This window comes from Halomonas sabkhae (genome assembly GCF_030409265.1).
GTDB lineage: Bacteria > Pseudomonadota > Gammaproteobacteria > Pseudomonadales > Halomonadaceae > Halomonas > Halomonas halmophila.
Genome location: NZ_JAUFPM010000002.1, coordinates 39,430 through 53,459, shown reverse-complemented (window position 1 = coordinate 53,459; position 14,030 = coordinate 39,430). Strand labels below are relative to the sequence as shown.

The following is a 14,030-nucleotide window of genomic DNA, read 5'->3' as shown; positions in this document are numbered from 1 at the left end:
TTTTACTCGAATTCGTAGGCCAGGAAATTCATGAACAACGTCACGGATCGGCCGCTGGCCGGCATCCTGCTGCGGCTGATGTCGGGCATTCTGTTCACCGGCATGATGGTCTGCGTCAAGCTGGTGAGCACTCAGGTGCCGCTGGGGCAGACGATCTTCTTCCGTTCGGCCTTCGCGCTGTTGCCGATCCTGGTGTTCATGCTGTGGCGGCGGGAGTTTCCGCGGGCCCTGGTCACGCGGCGGCCGCTGGGGCACCTGCTGCGCTCGGGGCTGGGGGCGGCGGCGATGTTCGCGTCCTTCGCGGCGGTGGCGCGCTTGCCGGTGGCCGAGGCGACGCTGCTGGCGCAACTGGCGCCGGTCTTCACGGCCATCGGCGGTGTGCTGCTGCTCAGCGAGCGTTTCACGCTGCATCGCGCCCTGGCTTTTGCCCTGGTGCTGTGCGGCGTCGCGGCACTGGTCGTCCCGGATCTGGGGGCGGGGCAGCCGGCCGGGCGGGTGATCGGCTATGGGCTGGGCATACTCGCCGCCTTGCTGACGGCCGGGGCCATGGTCACGGTCAGGCGCATCTCGCGTACCGAGTCGGCGGCGTCGATTGCCTTCTACTTCGTGCTGGTCACCACCCTGGCTGGCCTGGCCACCCTGCCGCTGGGCTGGGTGGCGGTGTCCGGGAAGACCCTGGCGCTGCTGATCCTGGCCGGGTTGTTCGGCGGCGCGGCGCACATCTGCATGACACTGGCCCTGCGCTTTACCGAGGTCTCGCGGCTGGCGCCCTTCGAGTATGTGGCGTTGGTCTGGCCGGTGCTGGCCGACCTGCTGATCTTCGGCCTGCCGCTGTCCAGTGGTTTTCTTGTCGCGCTGCCACTGGTGCTGGGCGGGGCCGCCCTGGCGGCCCTCGAAGGCCACCGCGTCAGACGGCTTCTTCGACGATGAGCTGCGGCTGTCCCTTCGAGCAGGGCTCGATGCGGGCATTCACCTGGTAGACCCGGTGCAGCAGCTCGGGCGTGACGACCTCGGTGGTCGGGCCACAGCGGATCAGCGTGCCGTTCTGCAGCACCATGGCGTGATCGCTGAAGCGCAGGGCATGACCGATATCGTGCAGCGCCGCGATCACCAGCATGCCGCGTTCCCTGGCCAGACGGCGGAGGATCGTCAGTAGCTGGATCTGGCGGTGCAGGTCCAGCGCCGAGGTCGGCTCGTCGAGCAGCAGGATGTCCGGGTTCTGTACCAGCGCCTGGGCGGCGCTGACCATCTGTCGCTGGCCGCCACTCAGGTCGCCGATATCCCGCTCGCCGAGCGCGGCGATGCCCAGCTCGTCCAGGGCCTGATCCACGGCGGCGAGGTCATCGTCATCGACATTCAGGCGTCGCCCCTGCATGCGCGCCAGCAACACGGCCTCATATACCGTGAGGGCGGCGCTGGCGGCGGTTTCCTGAGGCATGTAGGCGATGGGCTGCTGGCGGCTGACGCCTTCGAGGTGCACCTGGCCGCCGCCGGCGAGCAGGCCGAAGAGGCGCCGGAACAGGGTCGACTTGCCGGCGGCATTGGGGCCGAGCACGGCGACCACCTGCCCGCCCTCGAGGGGCGGCGTGGTGATCTCGGCGAGGATGGGCCGACGGCCATAGCTCGCCGTCAGCCGGTCGAGGGTGAGCGTTACCATGAGGCCTTCTTGTGGTTGAGAACGAGGAACAGGAAGAAGGGGATGCCGACCAGCGAGGTGATGATACCGATCGGGATGATGGTGCCCGGAATGATGACCTTCGACAGCACCGAGCCGACGGAGAGGATCAGGGCACCACAGAGGGCGGCTCCCGGCAGGAAGAAGCGCTGATCCTCGCCCAGCAGCAGGCGGGCGATATGTGGCCCGACCAGGCCGATAAAGCCGATGGTGCCGACGAAGGCCACGGCAATGGCGGCCAGCAACGAGACCAGTATCAGCACCTCCAGGCGCAGGCCGCGGGGCTTCACGCCCAGGCTTTCGGCCTTGGCATCGCCCAGGCGCATGGCGGTCAGCGCCCACCCATGACGGGCCAGCAGCGGCATGACCACGGCCAGCACCCCCAGCGCGATCCACAGCTTGGGCCAGGTGGCCTTGGTCAGGCTGCCCATGGTCCAGAACACCACGGCGGACACGGCCTGCTGGCTGGCGAAGAACTGAATCAGCGCCATCAGCGAGTTGAAGATGAAGACCATGGCGATGCCGAGCAGCACGATGGTCTCGATGGTCACGCCGCGCTTGAGGCTCAGCGCATGGATGGCGAAGGCGGTGAGCATGGCCATCACGAAGGCATTGATCGGGATGACGTAGTCGATGGCGGCGGGAATGATCGCCACGCCGAAGGCCAGGGCGAGGGCGGCACCGAAGCTGGCACCCGCCGAGATCCCCAGCGTGAAGGGGCTGGCCAGCGGGTTGCTGAGGATGGTCTGCATCTGGGCGCCGGCCACCGACAGGCTGGCGCCGACCACCAGGGCCATCAGCGCCACCGGCATGCGGATTTCCCAGAGGATGACGCGCACCTGCTGGCTGGCGGCATCCGGGTCAAACAGTGCGGCGACCACCTCCGCCAGGCTGAAGCGTGCCGGCCCCATGGCCAGGTCGACGCACAGGGTAAAGAGCAGCACGAGCGTCAGGCCGGCCAGGATCAGCTGGCGGCGCAGCACCAGCCGGCGGTAATGGTCGCGGCCTGCGGAGGCGGGGCGAGCACCCGGCTGCTCGAGGCTGTCACTGGCGCTGGCCGACATCTCAGCGATCCTTCAGCGAGAGCCAGTAGCCCGGCTCGTAGTCGACCGGCAGGAAGCGTTCGTGCAGCGTCTGCATGGTGGCTTCGGGGTCGAGGTCGGTGAACAGGTCAGGATGGAACCACTTGGCCATCTTCTGTACCGCCACGAAGTAGTAGGGGCTGTTGTAGAACTGGTGCCAGATGGCATGAAAGTTGTCGTTGTCGACGGCCTCGATACCGGTCATGGCGGTGCGCTCGGTCAGGCCCTCGAGTTTGGCCCGGGCCTTGTCCATGTCGGCGCCCGGGCCGACGCCCACCCAGTCGCCGCCGGGAACATAGGCGTCCCAGTTACCGCCGGTGACGACCACCTGCTGCGGGTCGGCGGCGATGATCTGCTCCGGGTTCAGGCTGCCGAAGGTGTCGGGAATGATGTCCCGGGCGATATTGGTGCCGCCGGCGAGCTCGACGTATTCGCCGAAATTGCCCGGGCCGAAGCTCATGCAGCAGTCTTCCGAGTAGCCACCGGCACGGTCGATGAAGACGCGCGGCCGCTCGGGATCGGCGCTCTCGATGGTCTCGGTGACGCGCGCCATCTGCTGCTCGGAGTAGTCGATGAAGGCCTCGGCTGCCTTTTGCTCGCCGAGCAGTTTGCCCATCAGGCGCATCGAGGGGGTGGTATGCGCGATGGGATCGGCGCGGAAATCGACGTAGACGATGGGGATGCCCAGCTCGGCCAGCTTGTCGTCATAGCCGGCGTCCTCGGTGGCCGTCCTGGCCTCGAGGTTCATCAACACCACGTCCGGCTGCAGCGAGGCCGCCTGTTCGACATCGAAGGTGCCATCCTTGAAGCCGCCGAAGGTGGGGATGTCCTTTAACTCCGGAAACTTGTCGGCATAGCTGGCGTAATTGTCCGGGTCGGCCTGGGAAAAGTCGTTGCGCCAGCCCACCACGTGTTCGAACGGATCCTGCGGCTGCAGGGCGCCGAGCAGGTAGATCTGACGGCCTTCGCCGAGGATCACGCGGTCCACGGGCGCCTCCACGCTGACGTCGCGGCCGGCGACATCGGTGACGGTGATCTCGTCGGCCTGGGCCAGGCTGGCGCTCATCAGCAGGCCGAGGCTGCCGAGGGTCTTGAGTAGAGGTGCTGTCATGGGGTGGGGCTCGCGGGTTGAAAGAGGGCCGGCTCCGGGAAACGCTGCTTGAGTGCCTGTGCATGCCAATCACTGCGTGGCACGCTGCTCACAGGCTCGCCTGACTCGCTGTTGCGCCTTGTGCTTCACTCGGCTTGGCGATTCAAGTCGTGTTTCCCTTGTTGCGTATGATTCGGGTTTACAAATGATAATATTTTGCCGGGATGCCGTCGGGTTGTCGAGGCCTCGTCGGGCGATGACGCTTCGGTCATGCGGGTCGGCCAAGGTAGGGTGGCGCTCGATGATGTGCCGTCATAATCTGTGGTCTTCAACTCTCTGGAAATGATGGAAGCGTCGTCATGCCGATATCGCGAGCAGTAGTACTCACCGAATCCGGTGACCAGTTGATCAACCGGCTGTGCAAGCACTGGGCGCACAAGCTGGAGGTCGAGCAATCGGAGGCACAGGGCCGAATCCAGTTCGAGAATGGCAGTTGCCTGCTGCAGGCCGAGGAAGACAAGCTGCATGTGGCGGTGGAAGCACTCGACGAGGAAGGGCTGGACCAGCTGGAAGGTGTCGTGGCCAATCACCTGGAGCGCATGGCGGGCAAGGAATCCCTGGATATCATCTGGGAAAACTGATCCGTGACATCGCGTGCCGCGCACCTGGGGATGTGGCTCTGGGCGGCACTGGTGGGGCTGTCGTTTCCCGCCGTGGGCCTGCTGAGTGAGCTGCCGCCGATGCTGCTGACGGCGCTGCGTTTCGCCATTGCCTGTGGCGGCCTGTGGCCGCTGGCGTATCGGGCCGATGGTTTCAGGCCCTCACCTTCGGCGTGGCCGCTCTATGCCCTGATGGGTCTGTGTCTGGCGGGGTTCTTCGGCGCCATGTTCTGGGCGGCGCATCATGCCACGGCGCTGTCCATGGCGACCCTGTATGTCAGTGTGCCCTTGCTGGCCTATGGCCTCGGTCGGCTGCTGCGCGTGGAGCAGCCGGCCTGGCGACTGCCGGCGATCCTGGCCCTGGGAGCGGCGGGTGCCCTGGCGCTGGCACTGGCCGAGGCACGGGTGCGGGGTGGCGCGATGCAGCTGGGCCGGGGCGAAGCGGTCTTCTTCGTCGGCTGTGTGTGCTCGGCGCTGTACCCGGTGATTTCCAAATGGGGACTCAATACCGGACTGCTGTCGGCGTCGGCCGCGGTGCGTACCTTCTGGAGCCTGGCGCTGGGCGGCGCGCTGATCGGCCTGCTGGGGCTGCTGGTGGAACCTGCGGTCCGGCTGGGGTCGATGCGCTGGAGCGATGGCCTGCTGCTGGTCTATCTGGGGCTGTGCTCCAGCGCCCTGACCTTCTGGCTGATGCAGCGTGCCACCCAGGTGCTGACGCCGGGTGCCATCACCGCCTATGGCTACCTGGTGCCCTTCGTTTCCATGCTGGTGTTGTTCCTGCGGGTGCCGCAGAGCCTGGGCTGGATCTGGCTGCCGGGCAGTCTGATGGTACTGGCGGCTATTGCGCTGTTATTGCGACATGACGCCGGCGGCGGCTCAACGCGGGCGTAGGCAGACCAGCAGGCTACGCTGCAGCGCCCTGGCGTTGTCATCGCTGAGGATCAGCACGCGGCCGTCCTCGAGCCGTGTCATGCCTTCCATGTTGTCCAGCCACCAGCCGTCGGCACTGGAAAAGCTGGCCAGGGTCTCGACATCGAGTCGCGGTGGCTCGCCGAGTCGGACGCGTCGCAGGCTGATGACCAGCGGGGCGGGCGGAGCAAAAGCGCGCTCGAGTGCCAGCAGCTCGTCGCCATCGGTCGTGAGCTCGGTCAGGGCGCTGCCGCTGGCCGCCGCCAGGGGGTAATGCCACTCCTTGCCGTCCAGGCTGAACAGCCGGGTCTGCTTGTCCGGGACGCCGGCCGGCGCTGCTTCCAGGCCCAGGATGAGTCCGTGGGTCGGGTGCCGGGTCATGGCCTCCATGCCCTGGTTGCGGCTCGCCGTGCTGGTCTGCGGTGGGCGAATGGGCGCCGCCAGGGGAGTGCCGTCCGGGGCGAAGCGTTGCAGGCGGTGGTCGCGCTCGAAGCTGACCCAGAGTTCGGTGTCACCCGGCGTGGCGTTGTCGGCGTGCAGCAGGGTCAGCGACTCGGCATCGGCGTCCGCGCCGGCGAGCGGCTGGCCCCGGGCGTCGCGCAGCCGCTGACTGTCGATGGGCGTCAGGCTGCTCAGCTGTCCGTTGTCGAAGAGGGGGCGCACGCGATGCAGGCGCCCGCGATCCGAGAGCAGGTAGAGCAGGCCGGTATCCGCTTCCCGCGCCAGGTCGGAGAGCCCGTTGAGCGGGATGCCCTCAAGCCACTGGTCGGGTAGCGCCAGGCTGCCGCAGAGCTCGACAGGGGCGCGCGCCAGGACCTCGTCGCCGGCCAGCGGGATGGCGCGCACGCGATCGGCGCAGCCGGCCAGCGGGGTGACCAGGGCTGTCAGCAGGCTGGCGGCCATCAGCAGGCGAAGGCTCGGGCGTGGTATCCGGGGGCTGGGCATGGCGGTATCTCGGCTTGCTCGGCTGGTGGCGTCAGTCTGCCACACTGGTGTATCGATCGTGTGACGCCTCGGCGCCGCCGGCATCCGTCGAGACGCCCGGGGGTGGCGTTGTTATACTCCGGCCATCTTTCGATCCGCCAATCTCAGGAGTTTTGCATGACTCGTATTGCCATCGTCGGTGTCGCCGGGCGCATGGGCCGCACCCTGGTCAACGCCGTGCAGCAGGATGCCGAGGCCAGCCTGGCCGGCGGCATCGTCGAGCCGGGGAGTTCGCTGGTGGGGGTCGACCTCGGTGAGCTCGCCGGTCAGGGCAGGCTGGGGGTGGCCGCCGTCGATGACCCGGCGCGCATCGTCGATGACATCGACGTGCTGATCGATTTCACCGCGCCGCGGGTCACGCTCGACAACCTGGCGTTCTGCGCCGCGCACGGCAAGCGCATGGTGATCGGCACCACCGGCCTCTCCGAGACCGAACTGGCCGAGTTGGACGGCTACCGTGACCGGGTCCCCATGGTCTTCGCGCCCAACATGAGCGTCGGCGTCAATCTGACGCTGCAGCTGCTGCAGACCGCCGCCAGGGCGCTGGGGGACGAGGGGTATGACATCGAGGTCATCGAGTCTCACCACCGTCACAAGGTCGATGCGCCTTCCGGTACGGCCCTGAAGATGGGCGAGGTGATGGCCGATGTCCTGGAGCGCCCGCTCAAGGAGTACGGGGTGTTCGAGCGCGTCGGTCAGTGCGGGCCGCGCACCGACAAGGAGATCGGCTTCGCCACGCTGCGCGCCGGCGACATCGTCGGTGAGCACACCGTGATGTTTGCCACCGAGGGCGAGCGCGTCGAGATCACCCACAAGGCGTCCAGCCGCATGACCTTCGCCAAGGGTGCGGTGCGCGCGGCGCGTTGGGTGGTCGGCCAGTCGGCCGGCCGTTATGACATGCAGGACGTGCTCGGGCTCGACTGAAGGGTGGTCGAACGGCCGCGGATGCTTTAAAATCCCCCAAATTTTGGCCGGGCAGCCGGCTCATGCCGCGCGAACGCTTGTTGCGTCGGCCCAGCATTCCGAGCGAATGACAACAAGCGGGATGAAACCGGTCTTCCATGTCGGGTTTCGTCCCGCTTTTTTACGGGCCGATGGTGGGGCCTGTCGTGCCGCGGCCGGCCCCTGACGGCACAGCGAGCGCCATGCGGCTAGCGCCGTTCGAAGCGTATTTCTTGACGAGCTGTCTCTTTACACCTGGGAGGACGTTGCATTGAACAAACCCGCGATACTGGCCTTGGAAGATGGCAGTGTGTTTTACGGCACCGCCATTGGCGCCGATGGGCAAACCAGCGGTGAGGTGGTGTTCAATACGGCCATGACGGGCTATCAGGAGATCCTCACCGACCCGTCCTACAGCCGTCAGATCGTGACCCTGACCTATCCGCACATCGGCAATACCGGCGTCAATCACGAGGACGTGGAGTCCGCCAGCATTGCCGCCGCCGGGCTGGTGATTCGCGACCTGCCGATGCTGGCCAGCAGCTTCCGCTGTGAACAGACCCTGTCCGAGTATCTCGCCGACAATAACGTCCTGGGGATCGCCGATATCGACACGCGTCGCCTGACCCGCCTGCTGCGCGACAAGGGCGCGCTGAACGGCGCCATCCTCGCCGGGGAGATGGCCGCGGGCGAGGATGCCACGGCGAGCGCCCTGGAAGCGGCCCGGGCCTTTCCCGGCCTCAAGGGCATGGACCTGGCCAGGGTGGTCTCGTGCAGCGCGGCCCACGACTGGTCCCAGGGCGAGTGGGCGCTGGGCAAGGGCTATGCCGATACCGCTCGGGACGAGCGCCCCTATCATGTGGTGGCCTATGACTTCGGCGCCAAGCACAACATCCTGCGCATGCTGGCCTCGCGCGGCTGCCGCCTGACCGTGGTGCCGGCCGAGACATCGGCTCGCGAGGTGCTGGACATGCAGCCGGACGGCATCTTCCTGTCCAATGGCCCGGGCGACCCCGAGCCCTGCGACTACGCCATTCGCGCCATCCAGGAGTTCCTCGAGACCGACATCCCGGTGTTCGGCATCTGCCTGGGCCATCAGTTGCTGGCGCTGGCCAGCGGCGCGCGCACGGTCAAGATGGGCCATGGTCACCACGGCGCCAACCACCCGGTGCAGGATCTGGACAGCGGCCAGGTGATGATCACCAGCCAGAACCACGGCTTCGCCGCCGATGAAGCCACGCTGCCGGCCACCCTGCGCGCGACGCATCGCTCGCTGTTCGATGGCACCCTGCAGGGCATCGAGCGCACCGACCGCCCGGCGTTCAGCTTTCAGGGCCACCCCGAAGCTAGCCCCGGCCCTCGGGATGTGTCGCCGTTGTTCGACCGCTTTGTCTCCATGATGAAGGAGCGCCGCTAAGGACTCCTGTGCAAACTTGCGGCGTGATGAGCGCCGGGGACAAGTCGAAGCGAGGATCTTTTGTCCATGAATGGCAAAAGTAGCGCCCAGGGAAGGGTTTACAGCGCCCTCGCGAAGGTTTGGCGCCGGAAAAGCTCTCTCCAAGCCATCATCGAGTCTGTTTTTACACTGAATTAGACGCGGGAACCGTCATGCCAAAACGTACCGACATCCAGAGCATCCTGATCATTGGCGCCGGCCCGATCGTCATCGGTCAGGCGTGCGAATTCGACTACTCCGGCGCGCAGGCCTGCAAGGCGTTGAGCGAGGAGGGCTTCCGGGTCATCCTGGTCAACTCCAACCCGGCGACCATCATGACCGACCCGGTGATGGCCGATGCCACCTACATCGAGCCGATCACCTGGCAGGCCGTCGAGAAGATCATCGAGGCCGAAAAGCCCGATGCCATCCTGCCCACCATGGGCGGCCAGACGGCCCTCAACTGTGCCCTGGACCTCGACAAGCACGGCGTCCTCGCCAGGCACGGCGTCGAGATGATCGGCGCCAACGCTGACGCCATCAACATGGCCGAGGATCGCGACCTCTTCGACCAGGCCATGAGGCGCATCAATCTGGAATGCCCCAAGGCCAAGGTCGCCCACAGCATGGACGAGGCCTGGGAGATCCAGGGCGAGCTGGGCTTCCCGGTGATCATCCGGCCTTCCTACACCATGGGCGGCTCCGGCGGCGGCGTGGCCTACAACAAGGAAGAGTTCAAGGAAATCTGCACCCGCGGCTTCGAGCTCTCCAACAACCACGAGCTGTTGATCGACGAGTCGCTGCTGGGCTGGAAGGAATACGAGATGGAGGTCGTTCGTGACAAGAACGACAACTGCATCATCGTCTGTGCCATCGAGAACTTCGACCCCATGGGCGTGCATACCGGCGACTCCATCACCGTGGCGCCGGCGCAGACGCTGACCGACAAGGAATATCAGATCATGCGCGACGCCTCGCTGGCGGTGTTGCGCGAGATCGGCGTCGAGACCGGCGGCTCCAACGTGCAGTTCGGCGTGGACCCGCAGACCGGTCGCGTGGTGGTCATCGAGATGAACCCGCGCGTCTCGCGCTCCTCGGCGCTGGCCTCCAAGGCCACCGGCTTTCCCATCGCCAAGATCGCCGCCAAGCTGGCCGTCGGCTATACCCTGGACGAGCTGCAGAACGACATCACCGGCGGGCGTACCCCGGCCTCGTTCGAGCCGTCCATCGACTATGTGGTCACCAAGATACCGCGCTTCACCTTCGAGAAGTTCCCCCAGGCCAACGATCGCCTGACCACCCAGATGAAGTCGGTGGGCGAGGTCATGGCCATCGGCCGGACCTTCCAGGAATCGTTGCAGAAAGCGCTGCGCGGCCTGGAGACCGGCAATGACGGCCTCGATCCCAAGATCACGCGCTTCACGGATGATGCCATGGCGCACATCAAGGGCGAGCTGCAGGTGGCGGGTGCCGAGCGCATCTTCTATGTGGCCGACGCCATGCGCGCCGGGCTGGGCATCGAGGAGGTGTTCCGCCTGACCAATATCGACCGCTGGTTCCTGGTGCAGCTCGAGGACCTGGTGCGTGCCGAGGCCGAGCTGGCGCGGCGCTCGCTCTCCGAGCTGACGTCTGACGAGCTCTTCGCGCTCAAGCGCAAGGGCTTCTCGGATGCGCGCCTGTCGAAGCTGCTGGGGGTGGCCGAGAAGGATTTCCGCAAGGCGCGTCAGGCGTTCGACATCCGTCCCGTCTACAAGCGTGTGGATACCTGTGCCGCCGAGTTCGCCACCGATACCGCCTACATGTATTCCAGCTACGAGGAAGAGTGCGAGGCCGAGGTCTCCGAGCGCCCGAAGATCATGGTGCTGGGTGGCGGGCCCAATCGTATCGGCCAGGGCATCGAGTTCGACTATTGCTGTGTGCACGCGGTGCTCGCCATGCGCGACGACGGCTATGAAACCATCATGGTCAACTGCAACCCGGAGACCGTCTCCACCGACTATGACACCTCGGACCGTCTCTACTTCGATCCGGTGACCCTCGAGGACGTGCTCGAGATCGCCGACAAGGAGAAGCCGGCGGGCGTGATCGTGCAGTTCGGCGGTCAGACCCCGCTCAAGCTGGCCCGTGAGCTCGAGGCCGCCGGGGTGCCGATCATCGGTACCACGCCGGATGCCATCGACCGCGCGGAGGATCGTGAACGCTTCCAGGAGATGATCGACAAGCTGGGGCTCAAGCAGCCGCCCAATGCCACCGCGCGCAGCTTCGAGGAGGCCTTCTCCAAGGCCGAGGCCATCGGCTACCCGCTGGTGGTGCGGCCGTCCTATGTGCTGGGCGGTCGGGCCATGGAGATCGTCTATGATGCGTCCGAGCTCGAGAACTACATGATCCACGCGGTCAAGGTTTCCAATGACTCGCCGGTGCTGCTCGACCACTTCCTGAATGCGGCCATCGAGGTCGATATCGATGCGGTCTCCGACGGCCAGCAGGTGGTGATCGGCGGCATCATGCAGCACATCGAGCAGGCCGGCGTGCACTCCGGTGACTCGGCCTGTGCCCTGCCGCCGTACTCGCTGCCGGCCGCGGTGCAGGACGAGATGCGTGACCAGGTCAAGCGCATGGCGGTGGAGCTTGGCGTCAAGGGCCTGATGAACGTGCAGCTGGCCTGGCAGAATGGCGAGATCTATGTCATCGAGGTCAACCCGCGGGCCTCGCGTACCGTGCCCTTCGTGTCGAAGTGCATCGGCACCTCGCTGGCGCAGGTGGCGGCGCGCTGCATGGCCGGCACCTCGCTGGCCGACCAGGGCTTCGCCGAGGAAGTGGTGCCGCACTTCTACAGCGTCAAGGAAGCCGTCTTCCCGTTCAACAAGTTCCCGGGGGTCGACCCCATCCTGTCGCCGGAGATGAAATCCACCGGCGAGGTCATGGGCAGCGGGGACACCTTTGCCGAGGCCTTCTACAAGGCCCAGCTGGGCGCCGGCGAGGCCATTCCGGCCCTGGATGGCGAGCGCAAGGCCTTCCTGTCGGTGCGCGAGCCGGATAAATCGGGTGTTATCGAAGTGGCCCGTTCTCTGCTAAAGTTGGGCTTTACCCTATGCGCGACACGCGGCACGGCATCGGCCCTGGAAGCGGCCGACCTGCCCGTCGAGGTCGTGAACAAGGTGTATGAAGGCCGGCCGCATATCGTCGATCTGCTCAAGAACGACGAAATCGCCTATATCGTCAATACCACCGAGGGCCGCCAGGCCATCAATGATTCCTCGGTGATCCGCCGTACCGCCCTTGCCCGGAAGGTTCCCTATGCCACCACCCTGGCAGGGGCGAATGCCGTTTGTCTGGCGCTCGAATATGGAAATGCCATCACGGTACGGCGGTTACAGGAACTGCATGCAGGAGTCAGTCAATGAACAAGGTCCCGATGACCTCCGTCGGTGAACAGCGTCTGCGCGAAGAACTCGAACACCTCAAGGGCGAAGCACGACCCAATGTCATTGCCGCGATCGCCGAGGCGCGTGAGCACGGCGATCTCAAGGAGAATGCCGAGTATCATGCGGCGCGCGAGCAGCAGGGCTTCATCGAGGGGCGTATTCAGGAAATCGAGGGCAAGCTCTCGAACGCTCAGGTCATCGACGTCACCAAGCTGCCCAGGACGGGCAAGGTGATCTTCGGGGTGACGGTGGAGTTGATCAACCTCGAGGATGACGAGGAAGTGACCTATCGCATCGTCGGCGAGGACGAGGCCGATATCAAATCGGGGCTGATCTCCGTGACCTCGCCGATCGCCCGCGCCCTGATCGGCAAGGAAGAAGGCGAGACGGTGCTGGTGCGCACCCCCGGCGGCGACGTCGAGTACGAGATCTCCAGTGTGGAGCATCTGTAAGATAAGTCGAAGAGTGAAGAAGTAAGAAAGGCCGCCCGGACGGGCGGCCTTGTCGTTGGGTAGAGGGTTTTCTTCCCTCTTGTCTCTTCCTTCTTCCCTCTCTGCGGCGCGTCAGCGTCGCCCGTGATGATTCTCGAAGCGTTTGATGTTGGACAGCTTCGGGTTGACCTTCGGGTTGTGGCGGTAGAGGAGGGCGACCTTACCGATCTTCTGGATCAGTTCCGCGCCGCTGGCGTCGAGCAGTTCCTCGATCATCGCGGTGCGGTCCTCGCGTTCGGGCAGTGCCAGCTTGACCTTGATCAGTTCATGGTCGGTGAGCGCGCGGTCCAGTTCGGCGATGACGCCTTCTGAAATGCCGTTCTCCGACACCATGACCACGGGGTCGAGGTGGTGGCCGATGCTGCGAAATGCTTTCTTTTGTGCCTGTGACAAGCTCATGGTATCTTGATTCTTCCCGGTTGGCGCGCTGCGCGCCCATGTTACGGCGTATCGCGTCGTGGTGAAACCGCATTCTCGGGTTATTGTGCCGAGCGGCCGGGAGCGCACTTGCCTTCAGGTCATCCCGGACTTCGCTCGACCGCCCGTCATCCAGATCATTTTACAGGTGATGCCGTGGCATCTTCGCATGATTCGCGCGCCGGGGATAAAGCCTCGCGTGCCAAGGGAGCCGGGAAGCGCGGCTCGTCGGGCGGTTCGTCAAAAGCGCGTTCCGGCTGGATGAAAGAGCATTTCGATGACCCCTATGTGCAGCAGAGCTGGCAGGACGGTTATCGCAGTCGTGCCAGCTACAAGCTGCTGGCGATCAACGACAAGGACAAGCTGCTGCGCCCCGGCATGACGATCATCGATCTCGGGGCGGCGCCGGGTGGCTGGAGCCAGGTGGCGGCCGAGAAAGTGGGCGACAAGGGTCGCGTGATCGCCTCCGACATCCTCGACATCGATGCCCTGCCGGGTGTCGACTTCGTGCAGGGCGACTTCACCGAAGAGAGCGTGCTCGACGAGATACTGACGCGCCTCGAGCAGCGGCCGGTTGACCTTGTGATGTCGGACATGGCCCCCAACATGAGTGGTATGGCGGCGATCGATCAGCCACAGGCCATGTACCTGGTCGAACTGGCCCTGGATCTGGCTCGCCAGACACTGTCGCCGGGCGGCAGCTTCCTCGCCAAGGTGTTTCAGGGGGAAGGCTTCGATGCCTTCCTGAAGGAGCTGCGCGGCGACTTCAAGCGGGTGGTGACGCGCAAGCCGGAAGCCTCGCGAGCCCGTTCGCGCGAGGTGTACCTGCTGGCGGAAGGATTTCGTGGCTGAGCCCGGCGACTCGCCGGGCCCGGCCACATGACAGGACAGCCTCGTCGATAGGCTGGCACTAACGGTTCA

At 65.5% G+C, this 14,030-nt stretch carries 13 protein-coding genes; 8 read left to right on the top strand and 5 right to left on the bottom strand.

The window, feature by feature from the left end:
- Positions 1-30 precede the first annotated feature (30 nt).
- The gene (locus QWY79_RS01530) at positions 31-930 is read left to right on the top strand and encodes a DMT family transporter (RefSeq protein ID WP_290269216.1); all 900 of its coding nucleotides are present in this window, start codon (positions 31-33) and stop codon (positions 928-930) included.
- Here QWY79_RS01530 and QWY79_RS01525 read toward each other — a convergent pair.
- From QWY79_RS01525 to QWY79_RS01515, 3 genes are read right to left on the bottom strand one after another with little or no spacing between them, the layout of a single operon-like run.
- Positions 908-1,657 carry an ABC transporter ATP-binding protein gene (locus tag QWY79_RS01525; RefSeq protein ID WP_290269214.1) on the bottom strand — a complete coding sequence of 250 codons (750 nt, stop codon included), beginning with the start codon at positions 1,655-1,657 and terminating at the stop codon, positions 908-910. The genes QWY79_RS01530 and QWY79_RS01525 overlap by 23 nt on opposite strands.
- On the bottom strand, positions 1,651-2,739 hold the full coding sequence (locus QWY79_RS01520) for a FecCD family ABC transporter permease (protein ID WP_290269212.1): 1,089 nt from the start codon (positions 2,737-2,739) through the stop codon (positions 1,651-1,653). Before QWY79_RS01520 ends, QWY79_RS01525 begins: the two co-directional genes overlap by 7 nt.
- A 1-nt stretch (position 2,740) precedes the next feature.
- Complete coding sequence (locus tag QWY79_RS01515) at positions 2,741-3,868, bottom strand: ABC transporter substrate-binding protein (protein WP_290269210.1); 1,128 nt, start codon at positions 3,866-3,868, stop codon at positions 2,741-2,743.
- A gap of 338 nt (positions 3,869-4,206) precedes the next feature.
- Between QWY79_RS01515 and QWY79_RS01510 the strand changes: the two genes are divergently transcribed.
- Both QWY79_RS01510 and QWY79_RS01505 read left to right on the top strand, forming a co-directional pair.
- On the top strand, positions 4,207-4,488 hold the full coding sequence (locus tag QWY79_RS01510; protein WP_141320518.1) for a DUF2218 domain-containing protein: 282 nt from the start codon (positions 4,207-4,209) through the stop codon (positions 4,486-4,488).
- A 3-nt stretch (positions 4,489-4,491) separates the two neighbouring features.
- The gene (locus QWY79_RS01505) at positions 4,492-5,397 is read left to right on the top strand and encodes a DMT family transporter (RefSeq protein ID WP_290269206.1); all 906 of its coding nucleotides are present in this window, start codon (positions 4,492-4,494) and stop codon (positions 5,395-5,397) included.
- Here QWY79_RS01505 and QWY79_RS01500 read toward each other — a convergent pair.
- Positions 5,383-6,360, bottom strand: coding sequence for an esterase-like activity of phytase family protein (locus tag QWY79_RS01500; protein ID WP_290269204.1), 978 nt, complete (start codon positions 6,358-6,360; stop codon positions 5,383-5,385). The genes QWY79_RS01505 and QWY79_RS01500 overlap by 15 nt on opposite strands.
- A 156-nt stretch (positions 6,361-6,516) precedes the next feature.
- Here QWY79_RS01500 and dapB point away from each other — a divergent pair, with 156 nt between their 5' ends.
- The 4 genes from dapB (at position 6,517) to greA (ending at position 12,653) form a co-directional block, all read left to right on the top strand.
- Positions 6,517-7,323: a 4-hydroxy-tetrahydrodipicolinate reductase gene (gene dapB / locus QWY79_RS01495; protein WP_290269202.1), complete on the top strand. Its 807-nt coding sequence runs from the start codon at positions 6,517-6,519 to the stop codon at positions 7,321-7,323.
- A 289-nt stretch (positions 7,324-7,612) separates the two neighbouring features.
- Complete coding sequence (gene carA / locus QWY79_RS01490; protein WP_290269200.1) at positions 7,613-8,758, top strand: glutamine-hydrolyzing carbamoyl-phosphate synthase small subunit; 1,146 nt, start codon at positions 7,613-7,615, stop codon at positions 8,756-8,758.
- Between the two features lie 191 nt (positions 8,759-8,949).
- A complete protein-coding gene (gene carB / locus QWY79_RS01485) occupies positions 8,950-12,180 on the top strand; it encodes a carbamoyl-phosphate synthase large subunit (protein ID WP_290269198.1) in 3,231 nt (1,076 codons plus the stop codon).
- Entirely contained in the window at positions 12,177-12,653 is a 477-nt protein-coding gene (gene greA, locus QWY79_RS01480) for a transcription elongation factor GreA (protein WP_141320507.1), read from the top strand. Before carB ends, greA begins: the two co-directional genes overlap by 4 nt.
- Positions 12,654-12,764: 111 nt before the next feature.
- Here the strand turns inward: greA and yhbY are convergent, their stop codons facing one another.
- Positions 12,765-13,091 (bottom strand): ribosome assembly RNA-binding protein YhbY, encoded by a 327-nt coding sequence (yhbY, locus tag QWY79_RS01475; RefSeq protein ID WP_141320505.1) that lies wholly within the window; start codon positions 13,089-13,091, stop codon positions 12,765-12,767.
- Positions 13,092-13,265: 174 nt separating this feature from the next.
- Here yhbY and rlmE point away from each other — a divergent pair, with 174 nt between their 5' ends.
- Positions 13,266-13,961, top strand: coding sequence for a 23S rRNA (uridine(2552)-2'-O)-methyltransferase RlmE (gene rlmE, locus QWY79_RS01470; RefSeq protein WP_290269195.1), 696 nt, complete (start codon positions 13,266-13,268; stop codon positions 13,959-13,961).
- The last annotated feature ends 69 nt before the right edge of the window (positions 13,962-14,030 follow it).

Coding starts and splice junctions, on each gene's coding strand:
- QWY79_RS01530 (WP_290269216.1), top strand. CDS start 31: ATGAACAACGTCACGGATCGGCCGCTGGCCGGCATCCTGCTGCGGCTG.
- QWY79_RS01525 (WP_290269214.1), bottom strand. CDS start 1,657: ATGGTAACGCTCACCCTCGACCGGCTGACGGCGAGCTATGGCCGTCGG.
- QWY79_RS01520 (WP_290269212.1), bottom strand. CDS start 2,739: ATGTCGGCCAGCGCCAGTGACAGCCTCGAGCAGCCGGGTGCTCGCCCC.
- QWY79_RS01515 (WP_290269210.1), bottom strand. CDS start 3,868: ATGACAGCACCTCTACTCAAGACCCTCGGCAGCCTCGGCCTGCTGATG.
- QWY79_RS01510 (WP_141320518.1), top strand. CDS start 4,207: ATGCCGATATCGCGAGCAGTAGTACTCACCGAATCCGGTGACCAGTTG.
- QWY79_RS01500 (WP_290269204.1), bottom strand. CDS start 6,360: ATGCCCAGCCCCCGGATACCACGCCCGAGCCTTCGCCTGCTGATGGCC.
- dapB (WP_290269202.1), top strand. CDS start 6,517: ATGACTCGTATTGCCATCGTCGGTGTCGCCGGGCGCATGGGCCGCACC.
- carB (WP_290269198.1), top strand. CDS start 8,950: ATGCCAAAACGTACCGACATCCAGAGCATCCTGATCATTGGCGCCGGC.
- greA (WP_141320507.1), top strand. CDS start 12,177: ATGAACAAGGTCCCGATGACCTCCGTCGGTGAACAGCGTCTGCGCGAA.
- yhbY (WP_141320505.1), bottom strand. CDS start 13,091: ATGAGCTTGTCACAGGCACAAAAGAAAGCATTTCGCAGCATCGGCCAC.